27 protein-coding genes are annotated in these 21221 nt (G+C 68.1%); 17 read left to right on the plus strand and 10 right to left on the minus strand.

Annotated features, from left to right (window positions below):
- Positions 1–3: 3 nt before the first annotated feature.
- Entirely contained in the window at positions 4–1257 is a 1254-nt protein-coding gene (locus tag KLK06_RS39870; protein ID WP_214640853.1) for an alpha/beta fold hydrolase, read from the plus strand.
- A gap of 42 nt (positions 1258–1299) precedes the next feature.
- Here the strand turns inward: KLK06_RS39870 and KLK06_RS39875 are convergent, their stop codons facing one another.
- Positions 1300–2178 (minus strand): glycosyltransferase family 2 protein, encoded by an 879-nt coding sequence (locus tag KLK06_RS39875; RefSeq protein ID WP_308168667.1) that lies wholly within the window; start codon positions 2176–2178, stop codon positions 1300–1302.
- A gap of 228 nt (positions 2179–2406) precedes the next feature.
- On the opposite strand from KLK06_RS39875, the gene KLK06_RS39880 reads away from it, so the two are divergent.
- Positions 2407–2766, plus strand: a complete 360-nt coding sequence (locus KLK06_RS39880) for a hypothetical protein (RefSeq protein WP_214640854.1) — start codon at positions 2407–2409, stop codon at positions 2764–2766.
- A 94-nt stretch (positions 2767–2860) separates the two neighbouring features.
- On the opposite strand, the gene KLK06_RS39885 is transcribed toward KLK06_RS39880, so the two are convergent.
- From KLK06_RS39885 to KLK06_RS39905, 5 genes are all read right to left on the minus strand, one after another.
- Positions 2861–3250 carry a VOC family protein gene (locus KLK06_RS39885; protein ID WP_214640855.1) on the minus strand — a complete coding sequence of 130 codons (390 nt, stop codon included), beginning with the start codon at positions 3248–3250 and terminating at the stop codon, positions 2861–2863.
- 72 nt (positions 3251–3322) lie between these two features.
- Positions 3323–4504, minus strand: coding sequence for an MFS transporter (locus KLK06_RS39890; protein ID WP_214640856.1), 1182 nt, complete (start codon positions 4502–4504; stop codon positions 3323–3325).
- A 56-nt stretch (positions 4505–4560) separates the two neighbouring features.
- Entirely contained in the window at positions 4561–5529 is a 969-nt protein-coding gene (locus KLK06_RS39895; protein WP_214640857.1) for an ArsR family transcriptional regulator, read from the minus strand.
- Between the two features lie 249 nt (positions 5530–5778).
- Complete coding sequence (locus KLK06_RS39900; RefSeq protein WP_214640858.1) at positions 5779–7404, minus strand: FAD-dependent monooxygenase; 1626 nt, start codon at positions 7402–7404, stop codon at positions 5779–5781.
- 83 nt (positions 7405–7487) lie between these two features.
- On the minus strand, positions 7488–8096 hold the full coding sequence (locus tag KLK06_RS39905; protein WP_214640859.1) for a TetR/AcrR family transcriptional regulator: 609 nt from the start codon (positions 8094–8096) through the stop codon (positions 7488–7490).
- Between the two features lie 97 nt (positions 8097–8193).
- Here KLK06_RS39905 and KLK06_RS39910 point away from each other — a divergent pair, with 97 nt between their 5' ends.
- From KLK06_RS39910 to KLK06_RS39920, 3 genes are all read left to right on the plus strand, one after another.
- Positions 8194–8562 carry a DoxX family protein gene (locus KLK06_RS39910; RefSeq protein ID WP_214640860.1) on the plus strand — a complete coding sequence of 123 codons (369 nt, stop codon included), beginning with the start codon at positions 8194–8196 and terminating at the stop codon, positions 8560–8562.
- 323 nt (positions 8563–8885) lie between these two features.
- The gene (locus KLK06_RS39915) at positions 8886–9023 is read left to right on the plus strand and encodes a hypothetical protein (protein WP_214640962.1); all 138 of its coding nucleotides are present in this window, start codon (positions 8886–8888) and stop codon (positions 9021–9023) included.
- A gap of 2 nt (positions 9024–9025) precedes the next feature.
- Positions 9026–9343 (plus strand): hypothetical protein, encoded by a 318-nt coding sequence (locus tag KLK06_RS39920; protein WP_214640861.1) that lies wholly within the window; start codon positions 9026–9028, stop codon positions 9341–9343.
- A 40-nt stretch (positions 9344–9383) separates the two neighbouring features.
- Here the strand turns inward: KLK06_RS39920 and KLK06_RS39925 are convergent, their stop codons facing one another.
- Positions 9384–10691, minus strand: coding sequence for an NAD(P)/FAD-dependent oxidoreductase (locus KLK06_RS39925; protein ID WP_214640862.1), 1308 nt, complete (start codon positions 10689–10691; stop codon positions 9384–9386).
- 22 nt (positions 10692–10713) lie between these two features.
- A complete protein-coding gene (locus tag KLK06_RS39930) occupies positions 10714–11301 on the minus strand; it encodes a PadR family transcriptional regulator (RefSeq protein ID WP_214640863.1) in 588 nt (195 codons plus the stop codon).
- A 118-nt stretch (positions 11302–11419) separates the two neighbouring features.
- Here KLK06_RS39930 and KLK06_RS39935 point away from each other — a divergent pair, with 118 nt between their 5' ends.
- From KLK06_RS39935 to KLK06_RS39980, 10 genes are all read left to right on the plus strand, one after another.
- Positions 11420–11743, plus strand: a complete 324-nt coding sequence (locus KLK06_RS39935; RefSeq protein WP_214640864.1) for a PadR family transcriptional regulator — start codon at positions 11420–11422, stop codon at positions 11741–11743.
- A 39-nt stretch (positions 11744–11782) separates the two neighbouring features.
- The gene (locus tag KLK06_RS39940; protein ID WP_250906755.1) at positions 11783–12166 is read left to right on the plus strand and encodes an LmeA family phospholipid-binding protein; all 384 of its coding nucleotides are present in this window, start codon (positions 11783–11785) and stop codon (positions 12164–12166) included.
- A gap of 114 nt (positions 12167–12280) precedes the next feature.
- The gene (locus KLK06_RS39945; RefSeq protein WP_308168668.1) at positions 12281–13174 is read left to right on the plus strand and encodes a DUF1963 domain-containing protein; all 894 of its coding nucleotides are present in this window, start codon (positions 12281–12283) and stop codon (positions 13172–13174) included.
- An 89-nt stretch (positions 13175–13263) separates the two neighbouring features.
- Positions 13264–13806 carry an RNA polymerase sigma factor gene (locus tag KLK06_RS39950; RefSeq protein ID WP_214640867.1) on the plus strand — a complete coding sequence of 181 codons (543 nt, stop codon included), beginning with the start codon at positions 13264–13266 and terminating at the stop codon, positions 13804–13806.
- Positions 13803–14963 (plus strand): CU044_5270 family protein, encoded by a 1161-nt coding sequence (locus tag KLK06_RS39955; RefSeq protein ID WP_214640868.1) that lies wholly within the window; start codon positions 13803–13805, stop codon positions 14961–14963. Before KLK06_RS39950 ends, KLK06_RS39955 begins: the two co-directional genes overlap by 4 nt.
- Before the next feature lie 90 nt (positions 14964–15053).
- Positions 15054–15889, plus strand: a protein-coding gene (locus tag KLK06_RS39960; protein WP_214640952.1) for an IS5 family transposase whose coding sequence is annotated in 2 segments (ribosomal slippage) — positions 15054–15435 and positions 15435–15889 — 837 coding nt in all. Because the reading frame shifts where the segments join, the coding sequence is not laid out codon by codon here.
- A gap of 421 nt (positions 15890–16310) precedes the next feature.
- Positions 16311–16835, plus strand: coding sequence for a hypothetical protein (locus KLK06_RS39965; RefSeq protein WP_214640869.1), 525 nt, complete (start codon positions 16311–16313; stop codon positions 16833–16835).
- Positions 16836–16943: 108 nt separating this feature from the next.
- A complete protein-coding gene (locus KLK06_RS39970; protein ID WP_214640870.1) occupies positions 16944–17459 on the plus strand; it encodes a hypothetical protein in 516 nt (171 codons plus the stop codon).
- A 137-nt stretch (positions 17460–17596) separates the two neighbouring features.
- Entirely contained in the window at positions 17597–18553 is a 957-nt protein-coding gene (locus tag KLK06_RS39975) for an NBR1-Ig-like domain-containing protein (protein ID WP_214640871.1), read from the plus strand.
- Positions 18554–18956: 403 nt separating this feature from the next.
- Positions 18957–19421 carry a hypothetical protein gene (locus KLK06_RS39980; RefSeq protein WP_214640872.1) on the plus strand — a complete coding sequence of 155 codons (465 nt, stop codon included), beginning with the start codon at positions 18957–18959 and terminating at the stop codon, positions 19419–19421.
- On the opposite strand, the gene KLK06_RS39985 is transcribed toward KLK06_RS39980, so the two are convergent.
- Both KLK06_RS39985 and KLK06_RS60490 read right to left on the minus strand, forming a co-directional pair.
- Positions 19414–19737 carry a hypothetical protein gene (locus KLK06_RS39985; protein WP_214640873.1) on the minus strand — a complete coding sequence of 108 codons (324 nt, stop codon included), beginning with the start codon at positions 19735–19737 and terminating at the stop codon, positions 19414–19416. The genes KLK06_RS39980 and KLK06_RS39985 overlap by 8 nt on opposite strands.
- A 485-nt stretch (positions 19738–20222) precedes the next feature.
- Positions 20223–20477, minus strand: coding sequence for a winged helix-turn-helix domain-containing protein (locus tag KLK06_RS60490; protein ID WP_214640874.1), 255 nt, complete (start codon positions 20475–20477; stop codon positions 20223–20225).
- A 124-nt stretch (positions 20478–20601) separates the two neighbouring features.
- Here KLK06_RS60490 and KLK06_RS39995 point away from each other — a divergent pair, with 124 nt between their 5' ends.
- Both KLK06_RS39995 and KLK06_RS40000 read left to right on the plus strand, forming a co-directional pair.
- Entirely contained in the window at positions 20602–20817 is a 216-nt protein-coding gene (locus tag KLK06_RS39995) for a hypothetical protein (RefSeq protein WP_214640875.1), read from the plus strand.
- On the plus strand, positions 20814–21050 hold the full coding sequence (locus KLK06_RS40000; protein WP_214640876.1) for a hypothetical protein: 237 nt from the start codon (positions 20814–20816) through the stop codon (positions 21048–21050). The genes KLK06_RS39995 and KLK06_RS40000 overlap by 4 nt, the downstream gene beginning before the upstream one ends.
- The last annotated feature ends 171 nt before the right edge of the window (positions 21051–21221 follow it).

Consider the following 21221-nt stretch of genomic DNA (forward strand, 5'->3'; position numbering starts at 1 on the left):
AATGTGAGTTTCCTACGTAGCGCCCTGGTGGCGGTGATGGCGGCGGCCTCAATGTCGGCACCAGTGACCGTCGTACACGCCGACGAGTGCGACCAGGCCTGTCAGGTCAGCTGGGCATGGGCGGCGCAGCAGCAGAACGCGTTGCCCCGCACCGGTTTCTACGACGCGCCCGACCCGCTGCGGTGGGGACCGCTGGGGGCGTTGATCCGCAAGCAGGAGACCAGCGAGTACGTGGTCGAGGGCAAGCCCGTGACGGCCACGCGAGTGCTCTACCACTCGCGAACCTCCGCGGGACGAGACGTCGCGGCGTCCGGGGTGGTGCTCGTGCCGCAGGACCGCCCCCGGCCCCGTGGCGGATGGAAGGTCGTCGTGGACGCGCACGGTGCGAGCGGCATCGGCACCGCCTGCGCGCCATCTCTGATGCGGGACCTGTACCACGGCAACCAGATGATGCGGTTCCTGGAGCAGGGCTATGCCGTTGTCGCACCCGACTACGCCGGTCTCGGCACGACGGGAAGGCCGGAGCTCCTCAACAAGGCCGCGCAAGCCGCCGACCTGGTCGGCGCGGTCCGTTCCGCCTCGCGGGCCGTACTCGGCCTCTCCCGCCAGTGGGTGCTGTGGGGCCACTCGCAGGGCGGCGGCGCGGCCCTGGCCGCCGCCGAGCGGCAGGCCCGCGAGCCCGAGCCCGGCTACCTCGGCACGGTCGTCACCTCGCCCGCCGCCGACCTCGCCGCGCTGGTCGACCACCTCGCCGTGACCGCCCCCTACGGCGGTTTCGTACCGATCATCGCCGAAGGGGCCGCCTACAGCGACGCGAGCATCCGCCCCGATGAGCTGCTCACCCAGGCCGCTCTCCAACGCCTGAACACCGTCCGCAGCGGCTGCCTCAATGTCGCCGTCGCCGTGTACTCCGACCTGATCGGCCCCACCCTCGTCCAGGCCGGCTGGCTGTCGAACCCGGCGTTCACCGGCTATCTGCGAGACAACACCCTCGGCCGAGCCCGCGTCGCCGGGCCTGTCCTGTTCCTGCAGGGCGACGCCGACACCGTCACTCCGCGCGCCGTGGCCGACCGGGTCGCGGCCGACCTTTGCCGCACGGGCTCCGCCATCGAGTATCGGACCTACCCCGGTCTGGAGCACGACACCTGGGGCGGCTCCACCGGCATCGACGACGGCGCGATGCCCGACATCCTCGCCTGGACCAAGGCACGCTTCGCGAGCCTCCCGGCCGCGTCAACCTGCCTCAGGGACTCGTGATCACCGAACCCACGGATGAGGACGGCCATGGTCTAGTGATCGTCAGCAGACAGGGGGCCGTCCCGCCCGGGTGAGCCGGGCCACCGTGGACCAGCGCATCGGTGTGCGGGTGCCGTACCCTCCGCGCAGCCCCTCCGCGAGTCCGGCAAGGGAAGCGCGTAACGCCGCAGGGTCTCGGAAGCGCCACAGGGTCGTCAGGGCCCAGATGGCGAGGTTGAGGGGGATCAGCGGGGCGGGCAGGTTGCGGAGTGCCAGCCAGACCCGGTTGCGGGCGTTGAGACGGTAGAAGTTCGCATGGCGGGCTGGGTCGGTGGCTGGGTGATGAACGATGACATCGGGCGCGTAGTGGCCGATGCAACCGCGGTCCCACAGCCGCCAGGCCAGGTCGACTCCCTCGTGAAAGAGGAAGAAATGGCCGGGCCACCCGCCGACGGCCTCGAACAGGTCGCGGCGGACCATGACGACGCCCTCGGCCATGACGGTCACGGTGCCGCTCCGGTCGGGGTGAGAGACACGCAGGCGGGGCACCCAGCGCCGCAGGGTGCGGCCGGTGACCGGGTCGGCGATGCGCGGCTGGACGAAGGCGCGGCGTGGGTCGCGGGTGAACTCCGCCGCGAGGCGGAGCAGCGAGTCGGGAGCGGGGAGTACGGCGTCGTTGTCGAAGAAGAAGAACAGGTCGCCTTTCACGTTGGCGGCGCCCACGTTGCGTCCCTCGGGAATGCCCACGTTCGTCGGCAGTTCGACGGTCCGCACGCCGCCCGGCACCTGGTCCGGTGTGCAGCCGTTGCCGACCACCACCACGTCCAGGTCGACGCCTTGCTGGGCGAGCAGGGAGTGCATCGCGACGGAGAACTCTTCGGGCCGGTCGTTCATGGTCAGGACCACGACGCCGACCGTGGGGCGCGGGGTGCCAGTGCTCACTGGTCTTCCTTTGCTGCCTCAGGCGCGCTGGTACCAACGACGTCATATTCGTTCGGCCACCGCTCACCGTGTCGCCATGACGTCGTCACACCACGGACGCCCCACCTTAATAGGCGGAGATGGTCGGCGGGGGCCGATCGGACCGCGCGTGGCAAGATGTCGATGCACCCAGGCACCACCTTCGACCATCGCGCCGGCGTGGAGACGTTCTAGCGAGAGGGAGGACGCGTGACAGTGGCACGAGTACTGGTGGTCGGCCTCGATCCCGCCGAGATCCAGGGCTGGGACCCGGAGCCGATCCAGGCGGCGATAGCACGCGGTCAGGCCCGTTTCGACGATCATGGCATCGAGGCCGACTGGTGCCTGCTGGCACTCGACAAGAACCCCGAAGGAGCGCTCGTAGAGGCGCTGACCCGCGAACCCTACGGCTGCGTGGTGATCGGGGGCGGCATCCGCAAGCACGAGCCGCTACTCGAATTCTTCGAGAAGGCGGTCAACCTGGTCCGGCAGTACGCGCCCGACGCGGCCATCGCCTTCAACAGCAGCCCCGAGGACTGCGCCGACGCGGCTCTACGGTGGCTGCGCTGACCCAGCAGCTGTTCAAGGAGCACGTCGGCGTCCCGCCCAGCGTCTACCGCGACACGTTCGCCCGTACATCCCAGACAATTACCGCCTGAGGCTCTTAAGGCGTGTCGACGTAAACACTGATTTCGATGAGGTTGCGGTCGGGGTCGCGCACGTAGACGCTTTCGATCGACCCCAGGGCGCCGGTACGGTGGACCGGCCCCTCCTCGATCTCCACATTGTGCCTTGCCAACTCGGCCATGACCTGCTCCAGCGGGACTCCGCTGATCAGGCAGAGATCAGCGCTGCCGGGCACGGCGTGGGCGGCCTTCGGCTCGAACTCGCTGCCTGCCTCGTGCAAATTGATCTTTGATTGGCCGAACGCGAGCGCCTTGCGCCCGTCGCCGAAAGTGACCGGCTCCATGCCGAGAACGCGGCTGTAGAAGTCAACCGTCGCCGCCACATCGGCGACGGTCAGCACCAGGTGGTCGAGGCGGTCGATACGCATCAGGGATCCCCTCATCGCGGCAGGTGGCCATAGTGACACGCGCTTATGGCTTCTTTCCCATCGAAGCGGGGGTCAGTTCGACCGGCGGGCGACGGCCGGCATCAGGATGAAGGCGAACAGGGCGCACAGGATGCCCGTCGCGGCGCAGGCCCACCACAGCGCGTGGGCCTGGAACAGGACAGCGCCAGCGGCAGGCCCGGCGAAGCGGGCGATGGAGGTGGTCCAGCCGTACAGTGCCTGGTAGGTGCCGTGTGCGCCGCCGGGGGTGAGATCGGCGATCAGGGCCGCCTCGAAGCCCGCCATGCCGATCTCGCCGATCGACCACAGCACCACCGTGGCCACGTAGTGCCAGGGCCGACTGGCCACGCCGGTCAGCGCGAGGCCGACGCCCACCACGGTCATGGAGACGCCGAGGACCGGCAGGCGGGGCAGCCGGGACAGCCAGGTGATGAACAGCGGCTGGAAGATCACCACGATGGCGCCGTTGACGGTGATGAGCAGCCCGTAGAAGGAGGCCGGGAGCCCGTCGGCGGCCAGGGCCAGGGGCAGCGCGTACGAGGCCTGCGCGTACAGGATCAGGCCGATCAGCAGGAAGATCAGCGCGGCCAGCAGCACCCGGTCGCGGGCCGCGATCGCGTACCCGTTGCGCGCGGGCTTGGGCGCGGCTTTGTCGTGGCCGCGCGGGATGCCGACGTACACGATCACGGCGAACGCGACGCTCGTGGTGACGTCCAGGATCACCAGGAGCCAGAACCCGTGGGCGAGCAGCAGGCCGGCGATGGCGCCGGCGGCGGCGGTGCCGACGTTGACCGCCCAGTGCATCAGCCCGAACGCCTTGGCCCGCAGGTGCGGCGGGGTGGTCTCGGCCACCAGCGCCGAGGCGGCGGGCCGGTAGACGTCGCCGGCCAGCCCCATGGCCAGGGCCGATGCCATGAGCCAGGCCAGGCTGCCGGCGACGCCGATGAGGATCAGGCAGGTCGCGGTGGCCAGCAGGCCGCCGATCAGCGTGAGACGGCGGCCGAACCGATCGGCCAGGTACCCGCCCAGTGGTTGCCCGCCCAGGCCACCCAGCCCGTACGCCGAGACGACGGCGGCGATCTGCGCGGCCGCGTACCCTCGACCGGTCATGTAGAACACCAGGAACGGCAGCACGACCCCGCCGAACCGGTTGACCAACTGGCCGGAGAACAGTAACCAGAACACCTTGGGCAGCCCCTGGAACATGGTGGGGCGGGCCGGAGCCGTGATCGTCATGCCAGCATGGTGGGGGCGGCCCGCGGGGTGAGGCGACACATTCGGCCCCCGCCGAATCAACTGTCCATCAGGGCGTGGGCGCGGGGAGTGCGCACGTAGAGCATGGCCCGGCCGACGCGATGCTTGGTGACCAGGCCGGCCGACCGCAGCAGCGTGAGCTGCTCGGAGACGTTCGCGGGCGACAGGCCGGTACGGCGGGACAGGTCGGTGGTGGAGGCCGGTACATCCAGTTCGCTGAGCAGCAGGGCTCGGGAACGGCCGATGACGGCGGCCAGCGCGTCGGGCGCGGGCGCGGTGCCGCGCTCCCACAGGGTGGCGATGGCGCGTACCGGATAGGTGATGATCGGCTGGCCGGGTGAGTCGGTGCGGTAGAACAGGCCGGGCCAGACGAAGATGGACGCGGCCAGCAGCAGCCCCTCGCCGGCCAGCACCCGGGACATCTCCTCGGGGCGCTGTTCCAGGTGCAGGTTGCGGCCTTCCCAGCGGATGGCCGGGTGCATGTCCGCGAACACGCCGGCGGGGCCGTGTTCGGCGTATTGCCTGGTGCGATAGAGCAGGTCGCCTTCGAGCAGGTTGCGCATGCGTGGCCAGTGCGGGGCGAAGGCGAGCTGCCAGTAGGTCTCGATGGCGAGCACCAGCCGTTCGAGGCCCACGGCCGGATCCTGGTGCAGCTCCGCGGCGCAGCCGGTCAGCGGGCCGAGCTCGCTCGCCATGCGGTCGAGGTCGGCGCGGATGACTTCGTGGGGGGTGGCGCGCAGCACCGCCAGCTCCCCCGCCAGGTCTGGCGTCGGACCGGTGGGGACGGGGCAGAGGAAGTCGGGGATGTAGCCGGAGCCGGTGATGAGGTCGAGCAGCGGCCCGAGCTCACTGCCGAGCTGCGGGCGTACCTGCTTGAACCAGGGCAGATGCAGGGCGCGCCGGGCGGGTGTACGCAGCGCGTGGACGCTGGCGGCGACCTCCCGCAGCGGGGAGAAGGCGAACCTGAGAAAGGACAGGTCATAGGCGGAGAACGCCAGCGTGAGCATGTCCGGGGGCTCCTTGGATTCGGCTGCGGCCGAATGTATCGCAGAGGCCCGCGCCGCGTCATCGCCACCCAGGACGACGTCCTGCTGGGGCGCGGAACGTGCGACTGCTGGGCCGGCCACTGGCCCACGTCGGACTTCCAGCCCTTCGCCGACTTCATCAAGGCGGTCGCGCCGATTCCGGCCAGGCTTTTGGGGACGGCCGGCCCTTGTGTCACGGGGTTGTCCACCTCCTCTTCTTGACAGGCGGTGTCACGGGCGGGCGCCCAGGGCGCGGAAGTAGTCGCTCACGGATGCGAAGTCGACGCTGTCGCCGCGGAAGCCGACGTACTTGTCCGGGCGGATCAGGTACAGGCTGGGGCGGCGCACGCCGTAGCGGTTGTGCGCCTCGCTGCGCAGGTCGGCGAAGACTCCGTTCATGGGGTCGTGCGGCAGATGGCCGCGGGTGATGACATGGACCTCGCCGTGCCCGGCCATCGCCTCGTGTGCGGAGGCCTGCCAGGCGGCCAGCGTGGCGGAGTCCGTCGTGTCCGCCGCGAACAGGACGAGGTGGTGGCCCGGCGTCCGGAGGATGTGGCGGAGCGCCACCGGCCCCTCACGGTTCTCAACGTAGGCGTCCCGTACCAGCTCGCCGGCTTCCGGTCCGGTGCAGGCGACGTCACTCCACGCCCTGGCCTGTGACTCGTGCCAGCGTTCGAAGACGAGGTCACTGTCGCGGTAGTGGACGAGATGTTCGCCGAAGGCGTTCGACAGCCGCTGCTGCACGGGATTGAGCCGGCCGAACAGGCGCAGCGCGTGCCGCCTGGCTCTGCGGGCGACCAGCGTGCTGCCGGTGGCGGCCTTCGTGGTGGCCGAGGTCGCCTCGACCACGGCCTTGACCACGGGCCACCGTTCGGCCTGATAGCTGTCCAGGAGGGACTCCTCGGCGCGCCCGGTGACGACGAGCGCGAGTTTCCAGCCCAGGTTGTAGGCGTCCTGCATGCCCGTGTTCATGCCCTGGCCGCCCACCGGGCTGTGGCTGTGCGCGGCGTCGCCGGCCAGGAGGATCCGGCCCTCGCGAAGCCGGTCGGCCAGGCTCTCGCGGGCCACGAACGACGAACTCCACTGCAGATCGCGTACGCGAGAGTCCAGGGGCGTGCGTTCGGCGACGTAGGCGGCGAAGTCGTCCAGCCCTGGAGTCTGTGGCGGCCGGTCGTCCGGCGTGCTGGCCAGGATGCGCCAGTAGCCCCCGATCATGGGGAAGACGGCCACGAGGCCGGACTTGCCGAAGTAGACATGGAAGCGGTCGCGCGTGAGCGGCCAGTCCACGGCGACGTCGCCCAGGATGAACCCCCGCTTCAGGTCGGCTCTCTCCCGGGTGATTCCCGCCGTCTCGCGCACGGTGCTGTGGGCGCCGTCGGCGCCGATCAGCCACCCGGTTTCGCACCGTTCGCCGCGTCCGTCCTCGTGGCCGAGTTCCACGCTGACGCTGTGCTCGCCGGTCTGCTGGCCGACCAGGCGGGTGCCCCATTCGATGATGACTCCGAGTTCGGCGGCGCGCTCGCGCAGCAGCGCGACCGTCTGCCACTGCGGAATGCACAGGTCCAGCGGGAACGGGGAGTCCACGGCCGTCACGTCCATCTCGGCCAGGGCCGTCGTGCCCTGGTAGAAGTTCAGGGTGTGCAGCGGGACGCCTCGTTCGATGGCGGCTTGGGCCAGCCCGAGATCGTCCAGCATCTCCAGCGATCTCGCCACGATCGACACCGCTCGACTCTCCCGGTGGTCCGCGCGCCCGGCGTCGATGATCCGTGGGATCACTCCCCGCCGTGCCAGGTCGATGGCCAGCACCAGGCCGGTCGGCCCCGCGCCGACGATGAGAACGTCCGATTTTGTAGTCACAAACCCACCCTCTTAGAACGAATGATCGTTCTTTTTAGAAGAGCACGGTTGAGCCGCGACCGTCAAGAGCGAATGTTCATTCTCTATTGGGCGGCTTGCGCAGGCGCCGACATCAGGGCTCGCATGCCGTTCCTGAAGGCCGCCGAATCCGCGTGACCGTACACCGCGCGGCGCACCAGGAACCCGTCGACCAGAGCCATCAGGACATCGGCCACGTGCTCGGCAGGGACGTCGGCGGGAAGCAGCCCGCGCTGCTGATGCCGCGCCACGAGGCCACCGACCACGCCGCGGGCCTCCGCCATGACCTCCTTCAGTTTCGTGCACAGCGACGGCGATCGCAGCGCCTCCGACCAGACCTGGACCAGCAGTTGGGCCGACTCCTGCGATCCGGACAGCGGCGGGCGCTCGACCCCCAGCACGAGATCGACGATGTTGTCCAGATCCGGCGGCCGCGCGCCGTCGTCCGCCTCGAACGCCGACGCGACCTCGGCGAGAGCCTCGGCGGCGGTCGCCGCGATGATGTCGTCCTTGCTCTTGAAGTAGCGGTAGACGGCCCCGGCCGACAACTCGGCCTCAGTCAGCACGTCCTGCATGGACGTGGCATGGAAGCCGTTGCGGATGAAGCAGTGCCGGGCGGCGTCCAGGATCTGGCGGCGGCGGGCTTCGAGGTGCTCCTTGGGCATGCGTGCCATGGGATCACAACGTAGAACGAACATTCGTACTTGACAACTTTGCCGCCTCTCTCTTAAAAAAGGAATGTTCGTTCTCTCTTCTGCGAAAGGTCGTACCATGGCGTTTGTCGCCAACGCACTGAGCGCTCTGGTCGCGCTCGTCTTCCTGCTCGCCGGCGCCCAGAAGGTCCTGCTACGGGATCCCGTGACGGCCAACCTGCTCAGGCTCGGCGTCGGCTCGACAATGACCCGAGCGATCGGCGCCCTGGAGATCGCCGGCGCGCTCGGGCTCGCGGCCGGCCTCTGGCTCAAACCGCTCGCCATCACGGCCGCAGCCGGTCTCACGCTGCTGTTGATCGGCGCAGTGGGATTCCACCTCCGCGCCCGCGACTTCACGCACCGGCGCCACCGCTCCCACGCCGTGGCGCCCGTGGTGCTGGCCGTGGTCACCGGAACAACCATGGCCTTGTTGCTCGCGACTTCCTGAGCGAAGAGCGCAATGACAGCACACTTTGCGCCGCCCTTGAGCGTCTTCGCCCTCTCGCTTGGACATGGGCCTGCCGAGCCACGGTTTACGAGCTCTGCTCCAGCGGAAGTCGTGGGCTCCTCCGTCGCACTGTCCAACTCGATGGCGGACACCAAGTGCATGAGACACCGCCGATGTCGACCAACGACGCGTGGTCCCTCTGGGCCAACCTGCTGGATGGAGCCGTCCGCCAGGCCGCAGCGTCCTTCCGAAAGAGTTAAGGCGCCGCCCACCCCTCGACCGTTCTGCGCGCTGTTGCCTGTCTCGGCACCCCGTATCCGATCTTGATCGGTTTCGTCAGGACGACTAACCTGATCGCCGTGCTGCCGGAGGGCGGGGCCGTGGCGATCGCGTCACGCGGGAAGAGCCCCGACCACGACGAGTTGCTCGACCACGCCGCCATGGAGTTTGGGACCGACTGACGATGAGCGCAGAAGAGGATTTCCATCAGGTCGGTGCCGAGCTGGCCGACCTGGGTGTACGGATCTCCAGGATGATGGGGAGTCCCGCGCTCAAGGATCAGGCGGGGAAGGTGTTCGCGAGCCTGCAGCGCGACGGCGCGATGGTGTTCCGGCTGGTCAGGGACACTCCCGAACACACGACCGCGCTCCAGCTGGCCGGGGCGTCCCTGTTCGACCCCTCGGGGCAGGGCAGGGCGATAAAGGACTGGGTGGTCGTGCCCCACTCCTCGGCCGAGAAATGGACGGATCTGGCCGAGGCCGCCCTCAGCCGCCCACGCTGATCAGTAGGCCATTGACCAAGGCGCGTGCCAGCATGCAGGCTCAGCGCTCCCCGAACACCGCGCGGCCGAGGGGCGGGACGGCTCCGCAGGTTCGGAAGAACCATCGAGCCGCTGATCGCTTCAGCGTGCTTCTGGTGATCGCACCTTCGGTGTTGCGCACCACCTCGCGGACCGTCTCGAACCCGTAGCGCAGCATGTCCGCCTCGTACGCGCGCAACGCCCGCGGCAACGGTTCCTCGCCGCGGTCGGCCGAGGTGAGCGCGGCGCAGAGCCGGTGCGCGTCGCGCAGCGCCGTGTTGCCGCCGAGCCCGCCGACCGGGGGCATCTGGTGGACGGCGTCTCCGAGCCCGGTGACGTTGCCGGTCTCCCACTGGTCGAGCGGTTCGGCGGCGCTGAACCCGGTCTGGTACAGGGTGTCCGGGGTCGAGGCGGTGAGGAGCCTGCGCAGGTCGGGATGCCACCCGGCCGTCCGCTCGGCCAGTAACTCCCGCACCGCGGCCGGATCGTCCTGAGCCTTCGACGCGAAGCTCGCCGGGAGGGAGTCGCGGTGCATGATGAACGCCCACAGGACATAGTCGTCGTCATGCGAGTCCGCCAGCAGGTGCTCCGGGTCGAGCCCGAGCGCGCGTACCCGGTCGCCGAGTCTGGCGATGATCGCCGCAGGGTCCTCGCGCCTGCGGAAGATCGCGGTGAACAGGAAGTCCCTGCGCGGCCAGAAGACGTTCCGGCCGGCCAGCAGCCGCTCCGGCAGCCACCGGCGGTTCTCCTCGGTGAGGAACAGCTTGCCGGCGACCGCCATCGCCGGCAGTGCGGTGCGGTCCGCCGCCGGGTGGAGCTGCGCCCACACCCGGGAGTTGGCGCCGTCGGCCGCGACAAGCACGTCGGCGGTCGCGGTGGTGCCGTCGGCGAACTTCGCCGTGACCGTCCCGTCGTCCGCCCGGGAGAAGCTGGTGAACTCCTTGCCGAAGCGGACGACGTCGTCCAGGCCGGCCAGCAACAGCTTGCGCAGTGTGACGCGGCTGACCGCGTGCTCGCTGGTGGTGGGGTCGAGCGGGTCATGTTCTGGGCCGTTCTGCCCGATGAGGATGAGTGGCCGCATCCGCTCGTCGAGGAAGCCGATCCCGGGTCCTGGATCGCCCGCGGTGGCCACCAGCAGCTCCCATAGGGCGGGTGGCAGGCAGGCGTGCAGGGCGACGCTCCCGGTCGGCTCGATGTTCAGCCGGAAGCCCTGGAGTCGTGAGTCGGCCGTGCGGTCGCGTTCGTACACGGTGACGCGCACGCCGGCTTGCTTCAGGCCCTGCGCCAGGCAGAGCCCGCCGATGCCGCCGCCGATCACGGCGACGTTCAAGCGCCGAGACAACATGGTGTTCCTACTTTCCGGTAGGGGGCGCGCTGCCAGGCGAGCCCGTGCCGTCAGGTTCGCCGGCCATGTCCGCGAGCTCCGCCAGCAGGCGGTCGTGCCAGGTGACCTCCATCTCGAGCCGCATCAGGGTGTGGTCGAAGGCGATGGCTTCCAGCCTGGTGAGATAGGGCTTGGCCTCGATGCGCAGGTTGCGCCAGAAGTTGAGCTGCCCGGCGTACGAGTCGCGCCGCTGCTGGGCGGCCGTCCGCAACTCATCGGGGCCGATCTCGCTGACGTGCAGGAGCACCAACTGGATCGGATCCGGCCGGAGCCCGGTGTCGGCCAGGACCGACCTGATCACCGAGACCAGCTCGGTCCGGCCCTTGTCGGTGATCCCGTACACCGTTCGGGCGGGGAGGTTGCCTTCCTGCTCGGTGCGGACCACTTCGACGACGCCCTCGTCCGCCATCCGGCGCAGCGCGCCGTACAGCGATCCGGGCTTGATGTCCGCCCACAGCTCGACCCGGTCGAGTTGCGCTGCGGTTCGGATCTTGTGCCCGTGCATGGGGCCGCCGTCGGCCAGGGCGCCGAGAATGAAGAGGCGGGTTGCTCGCATATGAGTACTAAAACATGAGTAGTCGCGAGTGCACAAGCATGGCGGCTGTCCGCGATTCGAGATCTTTCCCATATGCCGACTATCGGTATATAAAGATCCTGTGTCTAAGTTACGGTCCTTGCAGGAGCCTTCGTTCCTCATCCTGACCGCGCTGGCCGCCGAGCCTCAGCACGGTTACGGCATCATCACCGACATTGAGCGCATCTCCGAGGGCGAGGTCCGGTTGCGGGCCGGGACCCTGTACGCCGCCCTGGACCGGCTCCAGTCCGAGGGGCTGATCGGGGAGGACCGGGAGGAGATCGTCGGCGGCCGGTTGCGGCGCTACTACCGGCTCACCGACGAGGGCAGCGCCCGTCTGGCCGCCGAGGTCGAACGACTGCGGCGCAACACCCGGACCGCCGCCGCCCGGCTGCGCACGCGCCCGGCCGGAGGTGTCGCGTGAGCGACCTCGAACAGCGCTACCGCCGCCTTCTCCGACGTCCTGCAGAACCAAGCCCATATCCAGGCCGGTCGGGTGAGCATCAGCGGCACCCTCACCAAAGCGACGATCGACAAATACGCCCCGAGTGGCGTGAAGATCGGCGGCAACGGGGACCGGCTCACGGCCTCGGGAGAGGTGACGATCGGGGCGAACAAGGTGAAGTTCAACGCCGAAGTGCGGGTCGAGGTCGCTGACGGGAAGATCAAGATCCAGGCCGACAAGATCCAGGGCGTACCCATACCGGACCAGGTCGCACAGCTGATCTCCTACCCGATCCCGTTCAAGGGGGATCTGCCCTCCGATGTGAAGCTGACCAGGGTCAGAAGCGTGCCGGAAGGACTGGAGTTCTCCGCCGAAGCGTTTGACGTGCCGATTCGTGGATGAGGTTGAACCACTCCGTACTCTGTCGGATCCAGCCGGTAAGGTCCTCGCGTCCGGAACGGAACGTCATCGGAGAAGTGAGCAATGGCCCGTCATACTCCGTCTCGGCCGGTAGCTGTGGAGGCACTCTTTCCCGAGCTGAAGCCGCTCGGCAGAAACGCGCTCCGGCTGCATCCGCGGACGGGAATCCCGTCGTACGAGGACAGCTCCGTCGGGGGGCCGCTGAGGTGGCCGGCCGATGAACCCTGGCCGTTGTGCGCCGAGGAACACTACAACGACGACGGCCTGGAGGACGCCACCCGCCACGAGGCCGTGGTGCCCATGGTGCCGGTCGTACAGCTCTACGCGGCGGACGCGCCTGGTGTGCCGTTCCCGCAGGGAAGCGATCTGCTCCAAGTGTTATGGTGCCCGTTCAACCACGGGGATGAGCCCTACGAGCGCTGCCCCTTGCCGCAGGTGCACTGGAGGAGTGCGGCAGATGTCCGCCATGTGCTCCTCACGCCTCCGGCACCCGCCGACACTCCCGAGGGTCACGTTCCCCTCCCCTGCGTGGTGCACCCAGAGCAGGTGACGGAATACCCCGACTGGGACGACATACCGCAGGAACTACGCAACGAGATCGACCACCGGTTGCGCCGGTCCGAGGAGAGCACCGGGTGGGATTACTTCTACCACCTGAGCACAGCCCCCGGAACCAAAGTCGGTGGTCATCCGCGCGGCTGGAACGGCTCGACGACCTCGTTCAGCTGCGAGAGGTGCGGACAGCCCATCCACCATCTTCTGACCGTGGCCTATGAGGAGTTCGATGGGAAGTCCTGGCAGACCTGGCTCCCGGTGGAGGACCGGCCCGACGACGACAGCGGGCCGGAGATCTACCTTTCGGAGTCCGAACGGGCCGAGGCCGCGAAGAACCCGCCCGGCCTGATGGTGTCGGGCGGAGGCAGTGTGTACCTCTTCGAGTGTCGTTCCTGCCCCGATCGCCCCGTCGAGCACCTCTTCTATCTCAACTGAGCAAGACGAACGGGATTCCACCTTCCAGAAATGCCTCCAGGATTCCGGACATGGACGTAGATGACCGATGATCCAGTTAAGGAGACCGGATGGGAGTCGATCCCCATAGCCGGTTCGTGGAGATCTACGAATCTGCCTACGAGCCCATACTCGGCTATGTCCTACGCCGCTGCCCGCACCCGGAGGACGCCGCCGACGTGGTGGCCGAGACGTTCACCACGGCGTGGCGGCGCATCGAGGAGTTGCCCGAGGGCGACGAGGCAAGGTTGTGGCTGTACGGCGTGGCGCGCCGGGTGCTCGCCAACCACCGGCGCGGCGAGCGGCGCCACGAGCAGCGTACGGCGGCCCTGCGCGAGCGGCTCGCCGCCTTCCCCGCGCTGGCCCGCCCGCCGGAGGACGAGATCTCGCAGATGGGACGGGTCTTCCGCGACCTGACCGACGACGACAGGGAGTTACTCTCCCTGGTCGCCTGGGAGAGGCTCGATCATGGGCAGATCGCCCGCATGCTCGGCGTCTCCCGCAACGCAGTGCGGATCAGGCTGTATCGCGCCCGCAAGCGTTTCGCTCGGGGGCTGGCGAAAGCCGGGATCGACCATCCTCGTGCCGTCGCTCTGGAAGGGAGCTCACTGTGAACCTCACCGATCTCGCCCGCGTGCGCGACAAGGACCTGGCCGGAGAGGCGTCCGTACCGGAGGCGCGGACGCTCATGCACGCGATCATGTCCGAGGAACGGGAACCGGTGGCCGCGGCGCGGCCGCGCCCGAAGGTACGGCGGCGGCTCGTGGTGAGCTTCGCCGCCGGGCTGAGCCTTGCCACGGCCGCCGCGGTAGCGGTCATCTCCCCCGCGATGCGGTCTGACAGCACGATCTCCGTCGCACCGTCGGTGTCCGCGACGGCCGAACCGACTGCCCGGCAGATCCTGCTCGCTGCTGCCGTCGCCATGGAGAAGGCCCCTGCGAGCGGCGACTACTGGCGCACCGCGACCGTCAACCAGTGGATGTTGACCGACCCCACCCGCAGCTATGTGCTCGAGGGCAGGCGGTCCCTTGAGACGTGGCTGGCGAAGCGGCCGGACCTGCAGTACTGGCGCATCTGGCAGGATCTCGGCGTCAAGCCCGCGACCCCGCAGGACGAGGCGGCCTGGCGGGCCGCGGGGGCGCCCACCAGTTGGCGATACCCCAAGAACATGAAGACGGAGAATCTGTTCTCCGTCCCGTCCAAGCCGCTGGAGGCGGCGGCAGGTGAGCGAACCGCCGAACGGCTTTACGGCAAGTGGAAGGGTTCGGCCGGGGACATGGCGGGGGACTCGATGACCTGGAAGGAGGTGCGCGCGATCCCGAGCGAGCCCGACAAGCTCCGGAACTACCTGGAAGAGCGCATCGGCCGGCTGGAGCTGGCCGGATCCGGGATGGACGTGGAGGAGGCGAGGGCGTCCATCCTTCTGCGAGATTGTGTGGGCATCATCAGTGGCCTGCCGGCCTCGCCCGAGGTTCGTGCATCCGCATACCGGATTCTCGCGTCTCTGCCCGGCATACGGGCCGAGGGGGAGATGACAGACCCGCTGGGCCGGCGCGGGCAGACGCTCAGCTATCAGGAGGAAATAGAGCCGGGCCTGTTCGCCCAGGTTCAGCTCGTGGTCGATCCCAGCACCGGCCTGCTTCTTGCCGAGGTGAGGACGAACACCACCAAGCTCGCGAACGGGCGGCAGGCGGAGCTGCGTCTCTCCACCTCGTACCAGGCGATCGGCTGGACCGACGAACGCCCAGAACTGCCCGCGCACCGGAACTGAGCCGCTCACCAATCCGGGCGCGAGAGCCGGCGGAGGGGCCCGCCTGCTTAGAGGTCATAACAGAATGAGATGACCCGCATCCCTACGGTGATGATTGTCGTTGGGTGGGGTGTGAGGAAAGGTGAGCAGCTGCCGTGGATCGTCTCGGACAGCTTGTGGGAGCGGGTCGAGCCGTTGTTGCCGAAGGTGCAGCGGCGAACGCACCATCCGGGGCGCAAGCGGCTGGACGACCGTAAGGCGTTGTGCGGGATCTTGTTCGTGCTCTACACCGCGATCCCGTGGGAGTTCCTGCCGCAGGAGCTGGGCTTCGGTTCTGGCATGACGTGCTGGCGGCGGTTGCGGGATTGGCATCAGGCCGGTGTCTGGGACAGGCTGCACCGGCTGCTGCTGGCCGAACTGCACGCCGCCGGCCAGCTGGATTGGTCCAAGGCGGTGATCGACAGCTCGCACGTGCGGGCGCTCAAGGGCGGCCCAAAACCGGGCCGAGCCCGGTCGACCGCGCCAAGCCGGGCTCGAAGCACCACGTCATCGCCGAAGGCAACGGCATCCCGCTCGCCTTATCCCTGACCGGCGGCAACCGCAACGACGTCACCCAACTTCTGCCGCTGATCAAGGCGATCCCGCCGGTCCGGGGCCGAGTAGGGCGGCCCCGTAAGCGTCCTGCCTGCTTATACGCCGACCGCGGCTACGACCATGACGTCTACCGCCGCCGGGTCTGGCGCGTCGGCATTCGTCCGCACATCGCGCGGCGCGGTACCCCGCACGGCTCCGGCCTGGGCGTTCATCGCTGGGTCATCGAACGCACGATAGCGCTCTTGCACTGGTTCCGCCGCCTGCGCATCCGATGGGAAATCCGCGACGACATCCACGAAGCATTCATGACCCTCGCCGCCGCGATCATCTGCTGGCGACGCCTCGTCCGATAAGTCCTTTGTTAGGACCTCTTAGTGATCACCCGCCGCCGACGCTTGCGGGGGCCGGCGGCGGCTCGACCAATTAGCGAAACACCAGGCCATGGCCATATCCGCCAGACTTTTCCCGAGTACTATGTCGACCCCGAATCCTGCGAGGCCGGGAAAGATTCCGTTGCCGCGTTGAATCCCTGTCCCAGGTTCCTGACCTGCCAATTTGATTGTCCTAATATCTCTGGACAATGCTTGGATGACTGGACGTGGCAGATCGCTTGCCATTGTCGGGCATTGACGGTCAGAGTAGCGCCGTTCCCAGCGCCGGTGTTCGGCATCGGCGCCATCGACAGGCGTACAGATATTCGCTGAATCGCCGTACACGGTCGATCGGGGACTCCCGAGTCGGAAAGTGCAGAGGATTTCTTTGAAAGGAGATCCGATGATCGGACGAAAAGGGATTACCGGAGCGGCTCTCGTCGTCGGGCTGATGGCGACCACGCTTATGGCGGGGTCGTCCGCGTCGGCGCAGGCAGGCCTGGGCGTCACCGCCGTCTCGGACGGCTCGGCCGTCCTGGCGCCGGGCTGGTCGGCGAAGTCCTACCTGGGAATCAGCTACCACGACCGCTGCAAGGGCTGGCAGCGGATAAAGACCCCGTACAGGACCGGCGCCTACATCACCACCAGCAGGCAGGTCCACTGCGAGAAGGGCGAGTGGGGCCGCCGGGCCGTGGTCAAGACGACCCTCCAGCAGTATCGCGGGCTCGGTTTCTGGCGGACGAAGGCCACCTCGGAGGTGAAGAAGGGAAGGGAGGCGTTCACCGTGACGACGACCCCTTCGTGGAAGTGCTCCGGCGGTAGCCAGCTCTACCGCAACCAGACGAAGGTGCATCTCTACTCCGTCCTGCGTGGCAGCGAAGTGGCCACCCTGTACAAGCGGACGCAGGAGCGCCGGATCAAGTGTTGATCCCGGGCTGGGACGGGGACGTAGCTCGGCCGGACTTCGGCCCTTGGCGCTCGCGAGAGCGCCAAGGGCGTTTTCCTCCGAAGTTTCTTCCGAAGGAGTGAGCGGCGGATGGGATCGCGTGAGAGAAGGCATGTCCCGGCGTGGCGCGTGATCGTCGGCGGGGTCGTGCCGGCCCTGGCCTTGGTGCTGTGGGCGACGGTCTCGGTGGCGGAGGAGCAACCGTACGAGGACGTAAAAAAGCAGTACATCGCCGCCGTGGACGCGGTGTGTGAAGCAGCGTCCCGGCAGTCGGATCTCCGCGAGGAGCCGCCCGCGAACCTGCGCGAGGAGGTGGACGAACTCCGCCGCGCATCGGAGTCGATGACCGGCACCATCGCCGCGATAGAAGCGATCGCGCCGCCCGGTGGTGACGTCCCGCGCGTGCGGACAAGGTTCTACGTGCCCGCCAGGGCGCTGGCCACGAGCCTGCGCGAACTCAGCGGAAGCGCGGAGGCGGCAATGCGCGCAGGCAGGGAGGGCGAGGCGAAGAAGGCGGTGGAACAGTCCTTGGAACCGGACGAGAACGAGAAGGCGCTGCGATCCTTCGCGGCGGAGTACGGCTTCCGGGCATGCGCGGGTGAATGACCAAGGCACCTGAGTAAACCTCAGAATTCCGGACTTATTCGGACAATCCAGGTAATCTCATTTGCTCTCAGGTGGCACAGGTCATGCCGGGCTCGTCGGCACGGCCGGATGACGGCTGCCGGACAGGGCAGGTGAAGATGCCGGAATTACCGGGGACATCAGGCTCGCAGGGGGACGAGCCTGGCCCGCAGTGGACGGTCAGCGGAGCGCGGCCCGGACGAAAGCCGGTCCGGCCGGAACCGGCCGCGGGCCCGGTGGCGGCCCTCGCGTACCGGCTGTGGGAGCTCAAGGCGGAGGCGGGCGACCCGTCCTTCGCGGAGATGTCGACCCGTATGGGCGCGGCGGCCTCGAAGTCCTCGCTGGCGGCCGCCGCCCGAGGGCTGGTGCTGCCGACCTGGGAGACGACGTGGGAGTTCGTCCGGGTCCTCGCCGTCGACCGGCTGAGTCAGGACCCCGAGGAGGCCAGGCGCGAGTGGCGAACCCACTGGGAGCGGGCCGCGAGCGCCGCCGTATTTAGCGAGACCGCCGAGGTCCATGCGGACCCCATTCTCGACGAGACCCGCACCGGGCACATCGCGACAGGCGTCCGTATGGCGGAGCGCCCCGAACGCCGAGCCCGGCGCCTCTTTGCCAGGAGGGCGGCCATGATCGCGGCGGTCGTGACCGCCGCCGGTGCCGCCCTCTTCACCTGGCTCGCCCCGCTCTCCGGAAAGAACGAGCCCACCGCGCAGGCCACCCCGGCTCGGTCCGCCACCCCCTACGACGATTCCGCCTTCGAGCAGGACATCACCCATCCGGACGGCACGGTGGTGAAGAAGGGGACGGAGTTCACGAAGATCTGGCGGATCAGGAACACCGGAACCATCCCGTGGCGGGGACGCTATCTCACCCGGCTGAACGACACCCCGTGCCGCGCCCCCAAACGGGTCGAGATCCGCGCGGTCCAGCCGGGCGAGCCGGTCGACATCGCGGTACGTGTCCGCGCATCGGACTCCCCCGGCAGATGCAAGATCTACTGGAAGATGACCGACGGGACCGGGACCCAACTACTGTCCACCAAGAGGCCGATCTTCCTGGACGTGGTCGTCGGCTGATCAGCTCTCCGAGCACGTCTTGGCCGGGTCGAAGGACCGGCAGCCGCAGGGGAAATGGCCAGCCTTGGTCAGCGTGGCATAGATGCCGCCCTGAACCTTGCGCTCGGTCGCGATAGGAGTGCCCTCACCAGGTCGCGTGAGTAGATCGCCTCATCGAGGCGGAGCAGCAGATCCCCGACAAAGCCAGTCCGGCTCCGGACCACGATCCCTGTAGAGAGGGGACGTCCGAGCACCGCGGCCGCCTCCTGGCCGACGCCCGTGGTGGTGATGCCGGTCAGCCCGCCGCGACGCCCGCATCCGAACACAAACCCGCATGCGGAGAGTGAATTATCAAATACACAACGTGTCTGATGCGACTACCGTTCCAGACGACGGATCACCCACCATCCATGGAGACCCCGCCGTGTGGACCAAACACGCCGCCGTCATCGCCACAGCAATAACCCTGGCCACCACACCAGCTAACTGCGGCAGCGGTAGCAGCACCACCCACCCCGCAGGCCGCCACGGCTGCGTCAACTCGTGGGGACAGCTCACCGTCGTCCGGGTCGGCACCGCCGAACCCCGTGTCCGAGCGAGCCTCCGCGTCAGGTGCGACCAGGAGGTGATCACCACGTTCATGGCCAGGATCGCCATCGACCACAAGGACGGTCGTTTCGCCGACTGGTACGAGGTCAACTACGACTATTACAACGAACTGCCCGGACTCGCTTACTCCTACCCGTTGCTGTCGCGGCCGTGTCGGGATGGCTGGTACCGCGCCCGAGCGTCGATCTCCGGCACATTTATCGACGGCAGCCCCTACAAGGTCACCGACGAGAGCAGCAGTACCAGCGTGGACTGCGACAACTCCGAGCCGCTCACATGAAGGGCGCTGCCGGGTCACCCCGGTGCGAGCACGAGATGTGCAGGCGCGGGTGCGCGGGTACCACGCCCGCCGCCCAGCAGCAAGCCGCGTCCGAGTCGGCCTGCGGAATGTTCTCTGTCGTGTAGATGGGCTCGGCCGCCATCGGATCAGCGTCGGCCGGCCAGACGCCCCAGCCACCCTGCCACCAGGCGACCCGCCAGACCTGCTCGTCCCGTTCCGCCAGCGGGTCATCTGCGAACGCATGGATGGGCTGGTGCCAGAACCAGCGCCGTCGGCTCGGCCGGAAGTAGAAGCCCTGGCGTTTGTGACCGAACATGCACCTAGGGTCGCACGAGAACTGGCGGCGTGCAGTATCTGTCGAACAGCGGACGGTATGTCAGGCGCTGTCCAGGTGACGGCGCGGGATCTTCCAAGGCGCTCGTCCTCGACCAGCCGCAGACCCTTCTCAAGACGGCGGACACGGCCGCAGTCAGCACGGGCAGCACCGCAGCCAAGGAGTGAAATACTGCTCGACGAACTGCGCGCCCAGGCCGCACGTGAGCTACATCGACGCCGGCGCGCTCCGGGCTGAACGAATGGCGCCCGGCGGCCAGGCATAGCTATGCCCCGGCTGCGTGCGATGCAGAGGCGGAACCGGGGCTTATGCCTCGACGGTACCAGGCTCGGGAGCGTCAGGGTCGTCGTAGTACTCGGTGCGGACCACTTACCGCTCCTCGCCGGGGAGCCGAGACTGCTTCCACAGGCGATCACCCAGGCGCGGCAGCGGCTTGGATCTGCGCCTCGCAGGGCGTTCTACGCGCACTAAGCGGTCTCCGATTCCCAGTATTCGCGGTCTGCGACCTTCGAGCCGATGCCCGGTTCTGTCCGGATCAAGCCGTCCGCGCGAAGCTGCCGGATGACCTTCTGTGCTGTGGCGTTCGCGATGCCGAACTCTGCCGTCAGGTCCACGAGCGACGGGACGCGTTCCCCGACTTCGATTTCTCCTGAGCGGATCCGTCCGCTGATCACCGCGTACACCTGTCGCCAACGAGGCTGTTCGGTCTCGATCTGTGCCACGTGATCACGCTAGGGACATCTGCCTCACGTGGCGATAGCGGCGCACGTAGTACACCTAGCGCACGTGGCGCACTAGGCATACTCTTGACACCACGACAAGAGCAGGTGAGCGAGGCGAGGCGTAATGGATCAGCCCGAGTATGAAACCCAGACCTCGATCGTCGGCTTCGAGGATGGCGGGACGTGGCGCGGTCGGCACACGGACAGCGGCCGGGAGATCAGCGCGGAACACTGGGAACTTCTCATCTGGAGAGCTCGCGAAACGGTCATGTTCGTAGCGATCACGAATGTTAATGATCTTCTCAAGCGAGTCACTCCAGACGCCGGCGAATCCAAATGACCGCCGTTCACGTCGGCCTGGAGTGGACCCCGTACATCAAGCGCGTCGAGCGTTCCCGCGTGCTGGAGTTCGTCACGATGAGCGGAGTCGAGTATGAGCTGTGCGGCGAAGGCGGACAGTGGGTCATCCGGCGCACCGACCGGACGAACGGCCGGACCGTCGTCACGGAGTCGAGCCGGGGGCGGCCGCGCGACGTTCAAGAGGTCTGGCGGACAGTCCAGCTCTGGGGCTGACTGCTCACGGCCGGTCGTGTCGCTTCGAGTCGCTCAGGTGCATCTTCTCGCGCACGCGCGGGCGCGCGCTCTTCCCGCATGCGTCCGAACGCCTCCGTCACCGGCCAGGTCGGCATTTTCTTGCCGGCGCATGCCTCGGCGAGCACCGCGTGCGAGCAGTAGACAGCCTTG

The organism is Nonomuraea sp. NEAU-A123 (genome assembly GCF_018603905.1).
Taxonomy (GTDB): domain Bacteria; phylum Actinomycetota; class Actinomycetes; order Streptosporangiales; family Streptosporangiaceae; genus Nonomuraea.